Here is a 16,364-nt window from a genome sequence, read left to right as displayed (position 1 = left end):
GAACACCTCTGCCCCTTCTACTCCCCCGCGACTTCCCCGCACCGAGCCCCACCCCGAAACGCACCCGCCCGCACCCGAAACCACCACCCCGCCACCCCGGACGCTAGTCCCCCCGCACATCCCGCCAAGCCGCAGGAATCGCCGCCGCCACATCATGCGCACCCACCGGAGCCCCGTCCGCCGCATGTCGCGCGGCGAGCCCGTGCAGATACGCCCCCACAGCCCCCGCGTCCGCCGCGCCGAGCCCCGCCGCCAGCAACGCGCCCGCGAGCCCCGAGAGCACATCCCCGCTGCCCGCGGTGGCCAGCCAGGGCGTGCCGGTCGGGTTGACCCGCACCGCACCGCCCCCGCCCTCGGCGGCGACCAGCGTCGTAGACCCCTTGAGCAGCACGGTCGCCCGGTACCGGCCCGCCAACTCCCGCACGGCGGCGAGGCGTCCGCGCTCGACCTCCTCGCGCGCGACCCCCAGCAGGGCGGCAGCCTCACCCGCGTGCGGCGTGAGCAAGGTAGGGGCGCTGCGCCCCCGTACCGCCGCCTCATCCGCGAGCCGCAACCCGTCCGCGTCGATCAGCACCGGCACATCGGCGCCGACCACGTCCTCGAGCCGCTCGGAGTCGTCCCCGAGCCCGGGACCGACCACCCAGGCCTGCACCCGCCCGGCCTTGGACGGCGGCCCCCCGGACACGAGGGTCTCCGGGAACCGGGCGATGACCGCGTCCGCGGCGTGCCCCACGTAGCGCACGGCCCCCGCGCCGCCCCGCAGCGCACCGGCGACGCAGAGCACGGCGGCTCCGGGGTACCGGCCGGACCCGGCGACGATCCCTACGACCCCCCGCCGGTACTTGTCGCTCTCCCCGGTCGGCATCGGAAGCAGCGAGGCCACATCGGCGTACTGAAGCGCCTCGACCGCGCCCTCTCCCGAGCCGTCGCCCCCGCCCGGCACGCCCCCATGCCCCAGCCCGATGTCGACGAATCGCACGACCCCCGCGTACTCCCGCCCCGGATCGATCAACAGCCCCGGCTTGTACGCCCCGAACGTCACCGTCACGTCCGCCCGCACGGCCTCGCCGGCGACCTCCCCGCTGTCCGCGTCGACCCCGCTAGGCAGGTCCACGGCGACGACAGGCGCCCCCGACTCCCTTACCGCACCCATCAGTTGAGCCGCCGGCGCCCGCAGCCCGCCCTTCCCTCCGATGCCCACGATCCCGTCGACGACAAGGTCGGCCCGCCGCAGCACGCCCTCCGCGCCCTCGATCCCGACGACCCGCCCCCCGGCCCCCCGAAACGCCGCAAGCCCGCCCGCGTGCACCCGTTCGGGTGAGAGCAGCACCGCACAGACGCCCGCCCCGCGCCGGGCGAGCCGCACCCCGGCGTACAGCGCGTCGCCTCCGTTGTCCCCGCTGCCCACGAGCAGCACGACCCGGGACCCGTACACCTTGCCGAGCACCTCGGCACAGACCACCGCGAGCCCCGCCGCGGCCCTCTGCATCAGGGCACCCTCCGGCACCCGAGCCATCAGCTCCCGCTCGGCCGCCCTGACCGTCTCCACCGAAAACGCAGTACGCATGCCCCGAGTGTCACCCGTAGCCCACCCCTCAGCAATCAGCCCCCGCGACCAGCCCACAGCGACCGGCGATCACCCCTCGGCGATCACCACCGCGGAAGCCACCCCCGCGTCATGGCTGAGCGAGACGTGCCACGACCGCACCCCCAGCTCGGCGGCCCGCGCGGCGACCGTTCCCTTCACCCGCAGCCGCGGCTGCCCGCTCTCCTCGACGAACACCTCCGCGTCCGTCCACCGGAGCCCGGAAGGCGCCCCCAGAGCCTTGGCCAGCGCCTCCTTGGCAGCGAACCGTGCCGCGAGTGAGGCGATTCCCCGCCGCTCCCCGCTCGGAAGCAGCAGCTCCCGCTCCACGAAGAGACGCCCCGCCATCCCGGCCGTACGTTCGAGCGCCGCCTCGAACCGCTCGATCTCGGCCACATCGATACCGACCCCAATAATCACGGGCAGCAGCCTACGAGGCCGGGTGCCCGAGCGGTTCGAGCCCCGCGGGGGTCACGCACTCAACGGTGCAAGCCCGGCAGAGGGTGACACACCCCACCCCCCGCCCCGTTCAAACAGCCGTAACAATGGACTGTGATCTCTTCGGTCTCCGTACCCCCGACGAACCCGCGGAGCGCCCACCGGCACAGGCCGGAGGCGACTCCCTACGTCGACCTCACCCGCGCCGAGTGGAGTGCCCTGCGTGACAAGACGCCGCTGCCCCTGACCGCCGAGGAGCTGGAGAAGCTGCGCGGCCTCGGCGATGTCATCGACCTCGACGAGGTGCGGGACATCTATCTCCCGCTCTCCCGCCTCCTGAACCTCTACGTAGGCGCCACGGACGGCCTGCGGGGCGCGCTCAACACCTTCCTCGGCGAGAAGGGCTCCCAGTCGGGCACCCCCTTCGTCATAGGGGTCGCCGGCTCGGTGGCCGTCGGCAAGTCGACCGTCGCCCGCCTCCTCCAGGCCCTGCTCTCCCGCTGGCCCGAGCACCCCCGCGTGGAGCGCGTCACGACGGACGGCTTCCTGCTGCCCACCAGGGAGCTGGAAGCCCGCGGCCTGATGTCCAGAAAGGGGTTCCCGGAGTCGTACGACCGCCGCGCGCTCACCCGTTTCGTCGCGGACATCAAGGCGGGCAAGGACGAGGTGACGGCGCCCGTCTACTCCCACCTGATCTACGACATCGTGCCGGATCAGCGCCTGACGGTCCGGCGCCCCGACATCCTCATCGTCGAGGGCATCAACGTCCTCCAGCCGGCCCTCCCCGGCAAGGACGGCCGCACCCGCGTGGGCCTCGCCGACTACTTCGACTTCAGCGTGTACGTGGACGCCCGCGCCGAGGACATCGAGCGCTGGTACCTCAACCGCTTCAAGAAGCTGCGCGCCACGGCGTTCCAGGACCCGTCCTCGTACTTCCGCAAGTACACCCAGGTCTCGGAGGAAGAGGCCCTGGACTACGCCCGTACGACCTGGCGCACCATCAACAAGCCCAACCTCCTGGAGAACGTGGCCCCCACGCGCGGCCGGGCCGCCCTGGTCATCCGCAAGGGCGAGGACCACAAGGTGCGGAAGCTGAGCCTGCGCAAGCTGTGACGCCGACGGTGCCCGATACCCTGCGCGGATGCTGCATCTGCGCCTGATCACCCCGGCGGACAAGACCGACGCCGTGGTGCGTCTGATCGAGAGGACGGTCGGCACCACGCACCTCGTCGTCGTACCGGGCGCCGCCCGCACCCCCGCGGGCGACGTCGTGATGTGCGATGTCGCGCGTGAGGCGGGCGACACGCTGGTCAGAGGGCTGCGCACACTGGGCGTCCACGAGTCGGGCTCGATCGCCCTGGAGAACATCGATCTGTCGCTCTCCCTGCGCGCGGACAGGGCGGAGGCCGAGGCGCCGGGCGAGGGCGCCGACGCGGTCCTGTGGGAGCAGCTCTCCGACGCGACGCACGAGGAGTCGACGCTCTCGGTCACCTATCTGGCCTTCATCACGATCGCCACGATGATCGCGGCCTGCGGCGTCGTCCTGGACAACGCGATCCTGATCGTGGGCGCGATGGCGGTGGGCCCCGAGTTCGGCCCGCTGGCGGGCTTCTGCACCGCGCTCGTCCGGCGCGCCCCGCGGCTCGCCCTGCGCTCGCTGATCGCGCTGCTCGCGGGCTTCGCGGGCGCGATGGTGGTCACCGTCGGCTTCAGCTACTTCATGGACGCGATGGACCTGTTCAGCGGCGATGCCCTGAAGTCGGAGCGCCCGAACACGAACTTCATCTACCGGCCCGACTGGTTCTCGTTCGTCGTGGCCGTCCTCGCGGGCGCGGCGGGCACGCTCTCGCTCACGTCCGCCAAGTCGGGCGCTCTGGTGGGCGTGGCCATCTCGGTGACGACGGTCCCGGCCGCGGCGAACGCCGCCGTCGCCTTCAGCTTCAGCCAGTACAAGCAGGCCTGGGGCTCCACCGAGCAACTCCTGCTCAACCTGCTCGGCATCGTCCTGGCCGGCACGCTCACGCTGCTGGCCCAGAAGTTCTTCTGGGCCAGGCAGCGCGAACGTACGGCCAAGAAGCAGCCGTCCTAGCCCAGCGCGGACTTCACCACATCGGCGAGCCGCTCGGCCACGGACCGGGCCTGCTCGATGTCGGCGGCCTCGACCATGACGCGCACCAGCGGCTCCGTGCCGGACGAGCGCAGCAGCACCCGCCCGGTGGCCCCCAGTTCACGCTCGGCCTCGGCGACGGCGTTCGACAGCTCGGCGGAGGTCGTGACCCGCGACTTGTCGACGTCGGGCACATTGATCAGGACCTGCGGAAGCCGCTCCATGACCCCGGCGAGCTCGGCGAGCGAACGCCCCGTCTCGGCGACGCGCGCCGCGAGCAGCAGCCCCGTCAGGGTGCCGTCTCCGGTGGTCGCGTGGTCCAGGACGATCACGTGCCCGGACTGCTCGCCGCCGAGGGCGAAGCCGTGCTCCTTCATCGACTCCAGCACATAGCGGTCACCGACGGCCGTCTGCACCAGGGAGAGCCCCTCGCGCTCCATGGCGAGCTTGAAGCCGAGGTTCGACATGACCGTGGCGACGACGGTGTTCTCGCGCAGCGTGCCGTGCTCCCGCATGGCGAGCGCGAGGACGGCGAGGATCTGGTCGCCGTCGACCTCGGCGCCCGTGTGGTCCACGGCGAGGCAGCGGTCCGCGTCCCCGTCGTGCGCGACACCGAAGTCGGCGCCGTGCTCGACGACGGCGGCCTTGAGGAGGTCCAGGTGCGTGGACCCGCAGCCGTCGTTGATGTTCAGGCCGTCCGGCTTGGCGCCGATCGTGATGATCTCGGCACCGGCACGCGCGAACGCCTCGGGCGAGACGCGGGCGGCGGCGCCGTGCGCCTCGTCGAGGACGATCTTCAGTCCGTCGAGGCGGTTGGGCAGCACGCCGAGCAGATGCGCGACGTACTGGTCCAGGCCCTGGTCGTACGTCTGCACACGGCCGACGCCCCCGCCCGTGGGGCGCTGCCAGGGAGCGCCGGTGCGGTGCTCCTCGTACACGGACTCGATGCGGTCCTCCAGCTCGTCGGCCAGCTTGTGGCCGCCGCGCGCGAAGAACTTGATGCCGTTGTCCGGCATGGCGTTGTGGCTCGCGGAGAGCATCACGCCGAGGTCGGCGCCCAGCGCACCGGTGAGATGCGCCACCGCGGGGGTGGGCAGCACACCGACGAGCTGGACGTCCACGCCCGCGCTCGCGAGACCTGCGACCACCGCGGCTTCCAGGAACTCCCCTGACGCGCGGGGGTCCCTGCCGACCACCGCGACCGGCCGATGGCCCTCGAACGTGCCCGCTTCGCCGAGCACATGAGCCGCCGCGACGGAGAGCCCGAGCGCGAGCTCGGCCGTCAGATCCGCGTTGGCGACACCGCGCACGCCGTCCGTGCCGAAGAGTCGTCCCACTGCTGTCCTCCTCCAGGGGTTTTTCGATAAACGAACGCCCCGGCAGCACACAACGTGCCGCCGGGGCGAACGAACAGTACAAGCAGGCAGATTAACGCTTGCTGTACTGCGGAGCCTTGCGGGCCTTCTTGAGACCGGCCTTCTTGCGCTCGACCGCACGGTCGTCACGCTTGAGGTAACCGGCCTTCTTGAGGGCCGCGCGGTTGTTGTCGACGTCGGCCTCGTTCAGCGCACGGGCGACACCGAGACGGAGCGCACCGGCCTGGCCGGAGACGCCGCCACCCGAGATGCGGGCGATGACGTCGTAGCGGTCGTCGAGCTCGAGCACCTTGAAGGGCTCGTTGACTTCCTGCTGGTGGACCTTGTTCGGGAAGTAGTCCTCGAGCGTGCGCCCGTTGACCTTCCACTTGCCGGTGCCCGGGACGATCCGGACGCGGGCGATGGCGTTCTTGCGACGGCCCAGGCCGGCGGCCGGCTGCGGGTCGCCGAAGCGCGCGGCGTTCGACTCCGAGGTGTACTCGCCCTCGACGGGCGCCTCGGACTCGGTGGTGTACTGCTCGACGTCAACAACCTCGGTCTCTTCGACCGGCTGCTCAACGGTGGTCTCGGCCACGATTCTCCTCAGATTTCTTTACGTCTTTGGGGGTGGCCGGAACTACTGCGCGACCTGGGTGATCTCGAACGGGACCGGCTGCTGAGCGCCGTGCGGGTGCTGGTCGCCCGCGTAGACCTTCAGCTTCGAGAGCATCTGACGGCCCAGGGTGTTCTTGGGGATCATGCCCTTGATGGCCTTCTCGACGGCCTTCTCGGGGTTCTTCGCAAGAAGCTCGTCGTAGCGGACGGAACGCAGACCACCCGGGTAGCCGGAGTGGCGGTACGCCATCTTCTGAGTCTTCTTGTTGCCGGACAGGTGAACCTTGTCGGCGTTGATGATGATGACGAAGTCGCCCATGTCCATGTGGGGGGCGTAGATCGCCTTGTGCTTACCCCGCAGGAGGTTGGCGGCAGTGGTCGCCAGACGGCCCAGGACGATGTCCTGAGCGTCAATGACGTGCCACTGGCGGGTCACATCGCCGGGCTTGGGGCTGTACGTACGCACTTCGTAGCCTTCGCTTCTTCAGTGGATGGGGTCCAGACACACGGCACCCAGGAAGCGATCATGCAGCTGGGGCACACAATGCCGGGGACGCTGCCCGTATGCGAGCCACTGGTAACTGCTCCAGGGAACCTACGTATGGGCCCTTCGCGTGAGAACGACGACACCAATACGCATAACAATCCCCGAGAGTACCCGCGCCGCCCCGTACGGGTCAAAACGCGGACCTGGACACCGGCACCGCCGACTCCACCGCCTCAGGCGGTTCCGCGCCATCCGGCCGCACCGCCCCCGGCCGCACACAGGAGCGCGCGACGGCGAAGGCCAGTACACACAGCGTGACGGCGTCCCGGAAGGCCCGCCGGGTGCCCGCATCCAGCCAAGGCCAGTCGAACCCGGGGACCTGCGGGACGAGCGCCAGCCAGAACCACTTCCCGCGGGCCGCCGACCCCGGCACGAGCACCCCCGCGAGCAGCAGCGGCACCACGACCAGCAGATAGTGGTCGTACGACGGCCTGGACACCAGGAAGGCCGCCAGCATCAGCATCACGGCCGTCTCGACCACCCTCAGCTCCCGCGGCCCCCCGCCGGCCCGCCAGCGCCGCCACGCACACCACACCCCCGCCCCCGCGGCCCCGAGGGCAAGGAGCGTCGCCGCCCCCTGCGGCACCCCGAGCCGCGGCAGCACGGCCGCGGGCGACGCCTCATAGAGCCGTACGAAGCTGTCGTCGCCCCGCAGCAGGAACGGCAGCGTCCGTGTGAAGAACCCCGCCGGATCCGGCATGAAGAGCGCCGCTGCCACGGAGACCACCACGGGCACGAGCACCGCGGCCCCGAGCGCCCGCCACCGCCGCGCGAACACGAAGAGCAGCACCACCGGCGCGAGCAGCGGCTTCACGGCGACGGCGGCCCCGATCACCAGGCCCGCGGCGACCCATTTCCCCCGGCACACCAGGAGCAGCGCGAGCGGCAGCACGGCCGCCGACGCCACGGTCCAGTTGCCGAGCTCGACGAGGTGCACGAACGGCGCGAACCCCAGCGTCAGCGCGAGCAGCCCGAGCACCGCGAACCGGCTGCGCCATTCCACCGCGTAGATCCGCAGCGCGCACCCCCACCCGACGACGAGCGAGGCGGTGACCCCGGCCGGCACGAGGTAGCGCACGACCGACTCCGGAAGCAGGGTCTGCGGCACCGCGGCGAGCACGGCGCCCGGCAGGTAGAGGAAGTGCCGGTCGGCATAGGGCGAGCGCCCCTCCAGCCAGGCCTCCGCCGCCCGCACCACGATGGCGTTGTCCATCCCGCCGTCCGCGCCCCGCAGCCCCACCCGGACGACCGTGGCGAGCAGCACGACACCGAGCGCCGCCCAGGCATGCCAGGGCGCCGGCCGCAGCCACCACCCACTAACAGCTACTTTGCCCGTATTCATAGGGATCAGGCTAGGTCGGAGCCCGCCCCCTGCCCCCGCTCAACATCCGCGACTCCCCGTCTAAGATGCGGCGCATGAGCTTTGGGCAAGGGGGACCTCAGTGGGGTCCAGGGGGACCACAGACCCCTGACTGGGCAGCGCTCGCCGAGGCGTCCGAATCACGCACCCGGCGCCGCAAATGGCTGATGATCGGCGGCGGCGCGCTCGCCACCGTCGTGGTCGCGGCCGCCGTCGCCATCGGCGTCGTCTCCGCGAACAGCGACAACACCTCGGCCTCGAACAAACCGGCCGGCGAGCTGCCCTCGACCGCGGACATCCCCGGCGCGAGCGAGAAGCCGGCACCGTCCTTCGAGGAGACGACGCCGCCGCCCCCGCCGGACCCCATGGAGTTCATCTCCAGCGTCAAGAAGGACAAGGCGCCGCTCAGCGCCGAGACGCTCTTCCCCGGCAAGTCGCTGACCTCGGGCGAGCGCGTCTACAAGAAGGGCCGCACGGACAGCACGAAGAAGTGCGCGAGCGTCACCCAGGCCGAGCTCGGCACGATCCTCACCAAGAACGGCTGCACGCAGCTCTTCCGCGCCAGCTACGTGAAGGACAACATCGCCGTGACGGTCGGCGTCGCCGTCTTCGACACGCAGGCCCGGGCCAAGAAGGTGAACGAGCAGGCGAAGAAAGGCCTGGTCGTCTCGCTGCCCGGCAAGGGCGTGCCCAGCTTCTGCCGTACGGCGGTCTGCCGCGGCACCTACAACGCCTACGGCCGCTACGCCTACTTCACGACCACCGGCTTCACCAGCGACAAGGACGTCACGGAGAAGGAGCGCAAGGTCTACACCGTCGGCGACGACCTGGCCCGCTTCGCCTTCGGCCAGATCCACCGCCGGGGCGAGGCCCAGGCTTCCGCCGCGGCCAACGCCCCGGAGTAGTCCGGCGGCCGGGGCTCAGCAGCACCCGGCGCCGGGCAGTGTCCGCTTGTTGCGCGCTTCCTTGCTGCGCGCCGCGAGCAACTCGTCGGCGGGGTAACCGACTTCCTCCAGGGTGAGCCCGTGCGGCCGTACGACATGCACGGCGGAGTCCCGCACCCCGGCGGCCAGCACCTTGGCCGGCCACTCCACGGGCCGGTGCCCGTCGCCCACGAACAGCATGGCGCCGACCAGGGACCGCACCATGTTGTGGCAGAACGCGTCGGCCCGCACGGTCGCTTCGAGAATCCCGTCCGGCCGCCGCTCCCACCGCAGTTCCTGAAGCGTACGAATGGTCGTGGCACCCTCGCGCTTCTTGCAGTAAGCGGCGAAGTCGTGCTCGCCGAGGAGCTTCTCGGCCGCGGCGTTCATCGCGTCGAGGTCCAACTCCCAGTCGTGCCACAGCACATGGCTGCGCAACAGCGGATCGACACCGCCGGGGTGATCGGTCACGCGATAGGCGTACCGCCGCCACACGGCCGCGAACCGCGCGTTGAATCCCGCGGGAGCCTCGGCCACCTTCCACACCCGCACGTCGTGCGGCAGCCGCCCGGCGAGCCTGCGCAACAGCTTGTCGCCGTGCTCGGCCCACACCTCGTCGGGCAGATCGACATGGGCGACCTGCCCCCGCGCGTGCACCCCGCTGTCGGTCCGGCCCGCGACGGTCAGCTCGTACGTCTCCTGCGACCGCGTCACGGTCCGCAGCGCGCTCTCGATCTCCCCCTGGACGGTCCGCTGCCCCTGCTTCTGCTTGGCCCAGCCGGAGAAATCCTTGCCGTCGTACGAAAGATCAAGACGCACCCGCACGAACCCGGGCTCTACTTCGTCACTCACACCAACATCCTCTCAGCACCAAGTGCACGCGAAAGCGGGCCCGCCCCGAAGGGCGGACCCGCTTACAGCAAGGCGGAGCCTCAGGCGTCCTTGGACTCCTCGGCAGCGTCCTCAGCCGGCTTCGCGTCCTCGACGGGCGCGTCGTCCTTCTTGAGGGCGTCTTCCTTGACGGCACGCTTGGTGGCCGCCTCGGCCTCACCGGTGGCAGCCTGCGCCACGGTCAGGGCCTCCACCAGCTCGATGACGGCCATGGGCGCGTTGTCGCCACGGCGGTTACCGATCTTGGTGATACGGGTGTAGCCACCCGGGCGGTTCTCGTAGCGCGGGCCGATCTCCGTGAAGAGCGTGTGCACGATGCTCTTGTCGGTGATGACGGACAGCACCTGGCGGCGGTTGTGAAGGTCGCCCTTCTTCGCCTTGGTGACCAGACGCTCCGCGTAGGGACGCAGACGACGGGCCTTCGCCTCGGTGGTGGTGATGCGGCCGTGCTCGAAGAGCTGCTTGGCGAGGTTCGCAAGCAGAAGCTTCTCGTGCGCGGCGCTGCCGCCCAGACGGGCACCCTTGGTGGGCTTCGGCATGGTGTTTCTCCTTGGTGTCTGCCCCGGCCGTATCAGGTACCGGGGTCAGTGGCACCGCGTCCCGTAAGGGGCGCGGGGAACTGCGCGCGCAACCACAACGCACGCGCAGCCAAAATCAAACGGCCGGCGCCGAGCTCTTAGTACTGCTCGGTCTCGACGAACCCGGCGTCCGCGTCGTCGTCAGCCCCGAAGGCGTCAGCGGCAGCGGTGGGGTCGAAGCCGGGAGGCGAGTCCTTGAGCGCGAGGCCCATGCCATTGAGCTTCATCTTGACCTCGTCGATCGACTTCGCACCGAAGTTGCGGATGTCGAGCAGGTCCGCCTCGGAGCGGGCCACGAGCTCACCCACGGAGTGGATGCCCTCGCGCTTGAGGCAGTTGTACGACCGAACGGTGAGCTCGAGCTCCTCGATCGGCAGGGCGAGATCAGCGGCCAGGGCGGCGTCCGTCGGGGACGGGCCCATGTCGATGCCCTCGGCGTCGATGTTCAGCTCGCGGGCGAGACCGAACAGCTCGACCAGCGTCTTACCGGCAGACGCCATGGCGTCACGCGGACGCATGGCCTGCTTGGTCTCGACGTCGACGATCAGCTTGTCGAAGTCGGTGCGCTGCTCGACACGCGTGGCCTCGACCTTGTACGTGACCTTCAGGACCGGCGAGTAGATCGAGTCGACCGGGATGCGCCCGATCTCCTGACCGACCTGCTTGTTCTGAACGGCGGAGACGTAGCCGCGACCGCGCTCGACGGTCAGCTCCATCTCCAGCTTGCCCTTGCCGTTGAGCGTGGCGAGGACGAGGTCGGGGTTGTGCACCTCGACACCGGCCGGGGGCGCGATGTCGGCGGCGGTGACCAGACCCGGGCCCTGCTTGCGCAGGTACATCACGACCGGCTCATCGTGCTCGCTGGAGACGACCAGCTGCTTGATGTTGAGGATGAGGTCGGTGACGTCTTCCTTGACGCCCGGCACGGTGGTGAACTCGTGCAGGACACCGTCGATGCGGATGGACGTGACGGCCGCACCCGGGATCGAGGAGAGAAGGGTCCGGCGCAGGGAGTTGCCGAGGGTGTAACCGAAGCCCGGCTCCAGCGGCTCGATCACGAACCGGGAGCGGAATTCGTCGACGACCTCTTCGGTCAACGAGGGACGCTGAGCAATCAGCATGAAGTGTTTCCTTCAGTCAGGGACACCCACTATTTGATGTCCTTGCCACTGGGCGGCAGCCCAATGTTGATACAGCTACAAGGGTACGGGCGGTACGGCTCCGAGGAGCCGCACCGCCCGAGAATCCCTGGGTCAAGCGACGTGCGTCAGACGCGACGGCGCTTGGGGGGACGGCAGCCGTTGTGCGGCGTGGGGGTGACGTCCTGGATCGAGCCCACCTCAAGACCGGTCGCCTGAAGCGAACGGATGGCGGTCTCGCGGCCCGAACCCGGGCCCTTCACGAAGACGTCGACCTTGCGCATGCCGTGCTCCTGGGCGCGACGCGCGGCCGACTCGGCGGCCATCTGCGCGGCGAACGGAGTCGACTTGCGCGAGCCCTTGAAGCCGACGTGGCCGGCGGAGGCCCAGCTGATCACGTTGCCCGTGGGGTCCGTGATCGAGACGATCGTGTTGTTGAACGTGCTCTTGATGTGGGCGTGCCCGTGAGCGACGTTCTTCTTTTCCTTGCGGCGCACCTTCTTGGCAGCGCCCTGACGACCCTTGGGGGGCATCTATTAACTCCTACGCGAGGTGGTCGGTCCTGCAGCGACAGCTGTCGATCGACCGCTGAGGACTACTTCTTGCCCGGCTTCTTCTTACCGGCGATGGCGCGACGCGGGCCCTTACGGGTGCGGGCGTTGGTGCTGGTGCGCTGACCGCGGACGGGCAGACCACGACGGTGGCGGATACCCGCGTAGCAGCCGATCTCGACCTTGCGGCGGATGTCGGCCTGGATCTCGCGACGGAGGTCACCCTCGGTCTGGATGTTGGCGTCCACGTACTCGCGGATCTTGATCAGGTCCTCTTCGGACAGATCACGAACACGGGTGTTGCGGTCCACACCGGTGGCGTCCAGCGTCTGCTGGGACAGCGTGCGGCCAATGCCGAACACGTACGTGAGGGCAACCTCAACACGCTTATCGCGCGGGAGGTCAACACCTTCAAGGCGTGCCATTCAAGGCTCCTGTTGATTTTCGGAGGTCTTCAGCAGGACCGGTCCCGGGTGCCGTACGAGGTACATCCCGGGTCCCCGGCCTCCGACCGGGGGTGTCGCCCTCCATTACCGATGGATCTGAAGAGGGACGGGTCCTGCACATGTGCTTTACGTGCGTCGCGCGAAAATCTGCGAACTGCAGTAGTGCGTCAGCCCTGGCGCTGCTTGTGGCGCGGGTTGTCGCAGATAACCATGACCCGGCCGTGACGGCGGATCACCCTGCACTTGTCGCAGATCTTCTTGACGCTCGGCTTGACCTTCATTGGGTGAGGTTCTCCGGGTCAGTGCCATCACCCCACGTGAATGGGGTGCGGGCAAGATCTACTTGTACCGGTAGACGATCCGGCCACGCGTCAGGTCGTACGGAGACAGCTCCACCACGACCCGGTCGTCAGGGAGGATGCGGATGTAGTGCATACGCATCTTGCCGCTGATGTGTGCCAGGACCTGGTGGCCGTTCTGGAGCTCAACCTTGAACATGGCGTTCGGAAGAGACTCAACGACAGTGCCCTCGATCTCGATGGCACCTTGCTTCTTGGCCACGCTTTGCCCTTCGAATCGACTACCTTGATCGACTTCGCACGCCGCATGCAGACACACGGATGCACGAGAGCCGACGAGTCAGTCTACGTCAGGCACCCCGGAAAAACGAATCGAGGAAGAATGCCCCATCGACAAGATCCTTAAGCGGCGGGGGTGCATGGCCACCCACTGTGGGCAGGCGTTCCGCAGGGCGGAACGGGTGGGCACAGCCCACCGACTCCGGACACCGATCCAGCGGCGCCCGCCACAGCGCAGGCACAGCCGCAGGAGTACTCAGCCCAGCGGGTCAGGCGCGGCGGTAACCCCGTACTCCGCCAGCTTCGCCCGCCCGCAATCAGGAGCCGTGAGAACAATCGGCCCCTCCTCCGTCAGCGCGACGGAGTGCTCCCAGTGCGAGGACCAGGTGCCGTCCGTGGTGATGACGGTCCAGTCGTCCTCCAGGACCTCCGTGCGGGGGGTGCCGAGGGAGACCATGGGCTCGATGGCCAGGCAGAAGCCGGGGACGAGCTTGGGGCCCTTGCCGCGGCGGCGCTCGACGTAGTTCAGGAGATGCGGGTCCATGTGCATCTCGGTGCCGATGCCGTGGCCGCCGTAGTCCTCGACGATGCCGTACTTGCCGCCGCCGGGCTTCGGCTGGCGGCGGATGTACGACTCGATGGCGCGGGAGATGTCCACCAGCCGGTTGCCCTGCTTCATGGCGGCCAGGCCGGCCCACATCGACTCCTCGGTCACCCTGGAGAGCTCGATCAGCTCCTCGGAGTGACCGGTGCCCACGAACGCCGTGTAAGCGGCGTCACCGTGCCAGCCGTCGATGATGGCGCCGGCGTCGATGGAGATGATGTCGCCGTCCTTCAGGACGGTCTTGTCGTCCGGGATGCCGTGCACGACGACCTCGTTGACCGAGGTACAGATCGTCGCGGGGAAGCCGCCGTACCCCAGGAAGTTGGACTTCGCGCCATGCTCGGCGATCACCTTGCGGGCGACGTCGTCCAGGTCCTTCGTGGTCGCACCCGGCACCGCCGCCTCACGCGTAGCGGCGTGGACGGCTGCGACGACAAGGCCCGCCTCACGCATCTTCGCGATCTGCTCGGGGGTCTTGATCTGCACCATGAGGCTTCCGCTCTCCGTCATCCGTCCGACACCGGCTATGTACACAACACTACGGCCGCGGTCCCCCGAGGGGCACCGCGGCCGAAACAGCGTACTGGACTGCGTAAGGGCTACTTGTCGCCCTTGAGCGCGTCCATCGCGCGCTTGGTGACCTCGTCCACCTTGCCGAGCGCCGAGATCGTCACGACGAGGCCCTGGGCCTTGTAGTGGTCGATGATCGGCTCGGTCTCGCGGTGGTACACGTCGAGCCGCTTGCGCACGGTCTCTTCCTTGTCGTCACCGCGCGTGTAGAGCTCGCCGCCGCAGATGTCACAGACACCCTCGACCTTCGGCTTGCTGTACGTCACGTGGAAGACGTGGCTGGAATCGTTCCGGCAGATGCGACGGCCGGCGATGCGCTCGACCACCTCGTCCTCGGGGACCTCGAGGTCGAGCACCGCGTCGAGCTTCTGCCCGTCCGCCTTGAGCAACTCGTCCAGTGCCTCGGCCTGCGACACGTTCCGCGGGAAGCCGTCGAGCAGGAAGCCGTTCTCGGCGTCCGGCTGCGTCATGCGGTCGTGGGCCATGCCGATGGTGACCTCGTCGGGAACCAGGTTGCCCTCGGTGATGAAGGCCTTCGCGCGCTTGCCCAGCTCCGTGCCCTGGCTGATGTTGGCGCGGAAGAGGTCGCCCGTGGAGATGTGCGGAATCTTCAGGTTCTTGGCGAGGAACGCGGCCTGCGTTCCCTTGCCCGCACCGGGCGGCCCGACGAGGACGATTCGCATCAGCGGAGGAACCCTTCGTAATTGCGCTGCTGGAGCTGGCTCTCGATCTGCTTCACGGTCTCCAGACCCACACCCACGATGATCAGGATGCTTGTCCCGCCGAACGGGAAGTTCTGGTTCGCGCCGAAGCCCACCAACGCCATCGTCGGTACGAGAGCGATCAGACCCAGATACAGCGAGCCCGGCCACGTGATCCGGTTGAGTACGTAGCTCAAGTACTCAGCGGTCGGACGGCCAGCCCGGATGCCCGGGATGAAGCCACCATACTTCTTCATGTTGTCCGCGACTTCCTCGGGGTTGAACGAGATAGCCACGTAGAAGAAGGCGAAGAACACGATCAGCAAGAAGTACGTCGTGATGTAGATCGGGTGGTCGCCCTTGGTCAGGTTCGCCTCGATCCACTGCTTCCAACCCGAATTGCCACCCGCGAACTGGGCGACGAGAGCGGGGATGTAGAGAAGCGAAGAGGCGAAGATCACAGGGATGATGCCCGCCTGATTGACCTTCAGCGGAATGTACGTCGAGGTTCCGCCGTAGGAACGGCGGCCGATCATGCGCTTCGCGTACTGGACGGGAATACGGCGCTGAGCCTGCTCGACGAAGACGACAAGACCGACCATGACGAGCCCGACCGCGATGACGGTGCCGAACTCGATCCAGCCACCGGCCAGCGAGCCCTGCTCCTTGATGGCCCACAGGGCGCTCGGGAAGGTGGCGGCGATCGAGATGAACATCAGGATCGACATGCCGTTGCCGATGCCGCGGTCGGTGATGAGCTCACCGAGCCACATGACGCAGGCCGTACCCGCCGTCATCGTGATGACCATGGTGACGGTCACGAAGATGGACTGGTCCGGAACGATCTCGGTGGCGACGGGGCAGCCGGAGAAGAGCGAACCCGTGCGTGCGGTCGCCACGAGGCCGGTGCCCTGGAGGATCGCGAGCGCGACGGTGAGATAACGCGTGTACTGCGTGATCTTCGCCGTGCCGGCCTGGCCCTCCTTCTTCAGGGCCTCGAGCCGCGGGATCACCACGGTCAGCAGCTGCAAGATGATGCTCGCCGTGATGTACGGCATGATGCCGAGCGCGAAGATCGTGATCTGCAGCAGCGCGCCGCCACTCATCATGTTGACCAGACCGAACAACCCCTGGTTGGAGTTGGCCTGGTCCATACAGACCTGGACGTTCTTATAGCTGACGCCGGGGATCGGAATGTGCGTTCCGAGCCGGTAGATCACGATGATGCCGAGAGTGAAGAGCAGCTTCTTGCGCAGGTCGGGCGTCTTGAACGCCCGGGCGAACGCGGTGAGCACGGTGCCTCCTGCGACCCCCGCGCGCGTGCGCAAGAGGTAGTGGTCTGAGGATCGACGAATACATATCAGTCAGAAAAACCG

General features: G+C 68.7%; 19 protein-coding genes. 3 read left to right on the top strand and 16 right to left on the bottom strand.

The window, feature by feature from the left end:
• Positions 1-103: 103 nt before the first annotated feature.
• The gene (locus IE226_RS29435; protein ID WP_190084436.1) at positions 104-1,567 is read right to left on the bottom strand and encodes an NAD(P)H-hydrate dehydratase; all 1,464 of its coding nucleotides are present in this window, start codon (positions 1,565-1,567) and stop codon (positions 104-106) included.
• A 69-nt stretch (positions 1,568-1,636) separates the two neighbouring features.
• Positions 1,637-2,005, bottom strand: a complete 369-nt coding sequence (locus IE226_RS29430; protein ID WP_190084435.1) for a holo-ACP synthase — start codon at positions 2,003-2,005, stop codon at positions 1,637-1,639.
• A gap of 132 nt (positions 2,006-2,137) precedes the next feature.
• Between IE226_RS29430 and coaA the strand changes: the two genes are divergently transcribed.
• Both coaA and IE226_RS29420 read left to right on the top strand, forming a co-directional pair.
• Complete coding sequence (coaA, locus tag IE226_RS29425; RefSeq protein WP_373307056.1) at positions 2,138-3,136, top strand: type I pantothenate kinase; 999 nt, start codon at positions 2,138-2,140, stop codon at positions 3,134-3,136.
• 28 nt (positions 3,137-3,164) lie between these two features.
• Entirely contained in the window at positions 3,165-4,112 is a 948-nt protein-coding gene (locus IE226_RS29420; protein WP_190084434.1) for a DUF389 domain-containing protein, read from the top strand.
• Here IE226_RS29420 and glmM read toward each other — a convergent pair.
• From glmM to IE226_RS29400, 4 genes are all read right to left on the bottom strand, one after another.
• A complete protein-coding gene (glmM, locus tag IE226_RS29415; protein WP_190084433.1) occupies positions 4,109-5,467 on the bottom strand; it encodes a phosphoglucosamine mutase in 1,359 nt (452 codons plus the stop codon). The genes IE226_RS29420 and glmM overlap by 4 nt on opposite strands.
• A gap of 91 nt (positions 5,468-5,558) precedes the next feature.
• Positions 5,559-6,080: a 30S ribosomal protein S9 gene (gene rpsI / locus IE226_RS29410; RefSeq protein WP_055548454.1), complete on the bottom strand. Its 522-nt coding sequence runs from the start codon at positions 6,078-6,080 to the stop codon at positions 5,559-5,561.
• A 42-nt stretch (positions 6,081-6,122) separates the two neighbouring features.
• On the bottom strand, positions 6,123-6,566 hold the full coding sequence (rplM, locus tag IE226_RS29405) for a 50S ribosomal protein L13 (RefSeq protein WP_190084432.1): 444 nt from the start codon (positions 6,564-6,566) through the stop codon (positions 6,123-6,125).
• 211 nt (positions 6,567-6,777) lie between these two features.
• On the bottom strand, positions 6,778-7,989 hold the full coding sequence (locus tag IE226_RS29400; protein ID WP_190084431.1) for a glycosyltransferase family 87 protein: 1,212 nt from the start codon (positions 7,987-7,989) through the stop codon (positions 6,778-6,780).
• A gap of 74 nt (positions 7,990-8,063) precedes the next feature.
• Between IE226_RS29400 and IE226_RS29395 the strand changes: the two genes are divergently transcribed.
• A complete protein-coding gene (locus tag IE226_RS29395; RefSeq protein WP_190084430.1) occupies positions 8,064-8,912 on the top strand; it encodes a hypothetical protein in 849 nt (282 codons plus the stop codon).
• A 15-nt stretch (positions 8,913-8,927) separates the two neighbouring features.
• On the opposite strand, the gene truA is transcribed toward IE226_RS29395, so the two are convergent.
• The 10 genes from truA to secY form a co-directional block, all read right to left on the bottom strand.
• Entirely contained in the window at positions 8,928-9,782 is an 855-nt protein-coding gene (gene truA, locus IE226_RS29390) for a tRNA pseudouridine(38-40) synthase TruA (RefSeq protein WP_190084429.1), read from the bottom strand.
• A gap of 80 nt (positions 9,783-9,862) precedes the next feature.
• On the bottom strand, positions 9,863-10,360 hold the full coding sequence (rplQ, locus tag IE226_RS29385; protein ID WP_190084428.1) for a 50S ribosomal protein L17: 498 nt from the start codon (positions 10,358-10,360) through the stop codon (positions 9,863-9,865).
• A 137-nt stretch (positions 10,361-10,497) separates the two neighbouring features.
• Complete coding sequence (locus IE226_RS29380) at positions 10,498-11,520, bottom strand: DNA-directed RNA polymerase subunit alpha (protein WP_016645160.1); 1,023 nt, start codon at positions 11,518-11,520, stop codon at positions 10,498-10,500.
• Between the two features lie 146 nt (positions 11,521-11,666).
• A complete protein-coding gene (rpsK, locus tag IE226_RS29375) occupies positions 11,667-12,071 on the bottom strand; it encodes a 30S ribosomal protein S11 (protein ID WP_003948617.1) in 405 nt (134 codons plus the stop codon).
• A gap of 62 nt (positions 12,072-12,133) precedes the next feature.
• Positions 12,134-12,514 carry a 30S ribosomal protein S13 gene (gene rpsM, locus IE226_RS29370; RefSeq protein ID WP_190084427.1) on the bottom strand — a complete coding sequence of 127 codons (381 nt, stop codon included), beginning with the start codon at positions 12,512-12,514 and terminating at the stop codon, positions 12,134-12,136.
• 188 nt (positions 12,515-12,702) lie between these two features.
• On the bottom strand, positions 12,703-12,816 hold the full coding sequence (rpmJ, locus tag IE226_RS29365; RefSeq protein ID WP_003974245.1) for a 50S ribosomal protein L36: 114 nt from the start codon (positions 12,814-12,816) through the stop codon (positions 12,703-12,705).
• A 58-nt stretch (positions 12,817-12,874) separates the two neighbouring features.
• On the bottom strand, positions 12,875-13,096 hold the full coding sequence (gene infA, locus IE226_RS29360) for a translation initiation factor IF-1 (protein ID WP_003948620.1): 222 nt from the start codon (positions 13,094-13,096) through the stop codon (positions 12,875-12,877).
• A 273-nt stretch (positions 13,097-13,369) separates the two neighbouring features.
• On the bottom strand, positions 13,370-14,206 hold the full coding sequence (map, locus tag IE226_RS29355) for a type I methionyl aminopeptidase (RefSeq protein WP_190084542.1): 837 nt from the start codon (positions 14,204-14,206) through the stop codon (positions 13,370-13,372).
• A 110-nt stretch (positions 14,207-14,316) separates the two neighbouring features.
• The gene (locus IE226_RS29350; RefSeq protein WP_190084426.1) at positions 14,317-14,970 is read right to left on the bottom strand and encodes an adenylate kinase; all 654 of its coding nucleotides are present in this window, start codon (positions 14,968-14,970) and stop codon (positions 14,317-14,319) included.
• Positions 14,970-16,283 carry a preprotein translocase subunit SecY gene (gene secY, locus IE226_RS29345; protein WP_190084425.1) on the bottom strand — a complete coding sequence of 438 codons (1,314 nt, stop codon included), beginning with the start codon at positions 16,281-16,283 and terminating at the stop codon, positions 14,970-14,972. The genes IE226_RS29350 and secY overlap by 1 nt, the downstream gene beginning before the upstream one ends.
• Positions 16,284-16,364: the final 81 nt, after the last annotated feature.

Origin of the sequence: Streptomyces longisporoflavus (genome assembly GCF_014649775.1) — a bacterium.
Classification (GTDB): domain Bacteria; phylum Actinomycetota; class Actinomycetes; order Streptomycetales; family Streptomycetaceae; genus Streptomyces; species Streptomyces longisporoflavus.
This window is presented reverse-complemented; position numbering and strand designations above follow the sequence as displayed.

What these genes read in the sequence shown, in the direction of transcription:
- IE226_RS29380 (WP_016645160.1), bottom strand. Translation starts at nt 11,520, where the DNA reads ATGCTGATTGCTCAGCGTCCCTCGTTGACCGAAGAGGTCGTCGACGAA.
- rplQ (WP_190084428.1), bottom strand. Translation starts at nt 10,360, where the DNA reads ATGCCGAAGCCCACCAAGGGTGCCCGTCTGGGCGGCAGCGCCGCGCAC.
- IE226_RS29420 (WP_190084434.1), top strand. Translation starts at nt 3,165, where the DNA reads ATGCTGCATCTGCGCCTGATCACCCCGGCGGACAAGACCGACGCCGTG.
- rpsK (WP_003948617.1), bottom strand. Translation starts at nt 12,071, where the DNA reads ATGCCCCCCAAGGGTCGTCAGGGCGCTGCCAAGAAGGTGCGCCGCAAG.
- IE226_RS29395 (WP_190084430.1), top strand. Translation starts at nt 8,064, where the DNA reads ATGAGCTTTGGGCAAGGGGGACCTCAGTGGGGTCCAGGGGGACCACAG.
- rpmJ (WP_003974245.1), bottom strand. Translation starts at nt 12,816, where the DNA reads ATGAAGGTCAAGCCGAGCGTCAAGAAGATCTGCGACAAGTGCAGGGTG.
- IE226_RS29400 (WP_190084431.1), bottom strand. Translation starts at nt 7,989, where the DNA reads ATGAATACGGGCAAAGTAGCTGTTAGTGGGTGGTGGCTGCGGCCGGCG.
- IE226_RS29350 (WP_190084426.1), bottom strand. Translation starts at nt 14,970, where the DNA reads ATGCGAATCGTCCTCGTCGGGCCGCCCGGTGCGGGCAAGGGAACGCAG.
- map (WP_190084542.1), bottom strand. Translation starts at nt 14,206, where the DNA reads ATGGTGCAGATCAAGACCCCCGAGCAGATCGCGAAGATGCGTGAGGCG.
- IE226_RS29435 (WP_190084436.1), bottom strand. Translation starts at nt 1,567, where the DNA reads ATGCGTACTGCGTTTTCGGTGGAGACGGTCAGGGCGGCCGAGCGGGAG.
- rpsM (WP_190084427.1), bottom strand. Translation starts at nt 12,514, where the DNA reads ATGGCACGCCTTGAAGGTGTTGACCTCCCGCGCGATAAGCGTGTTGAG.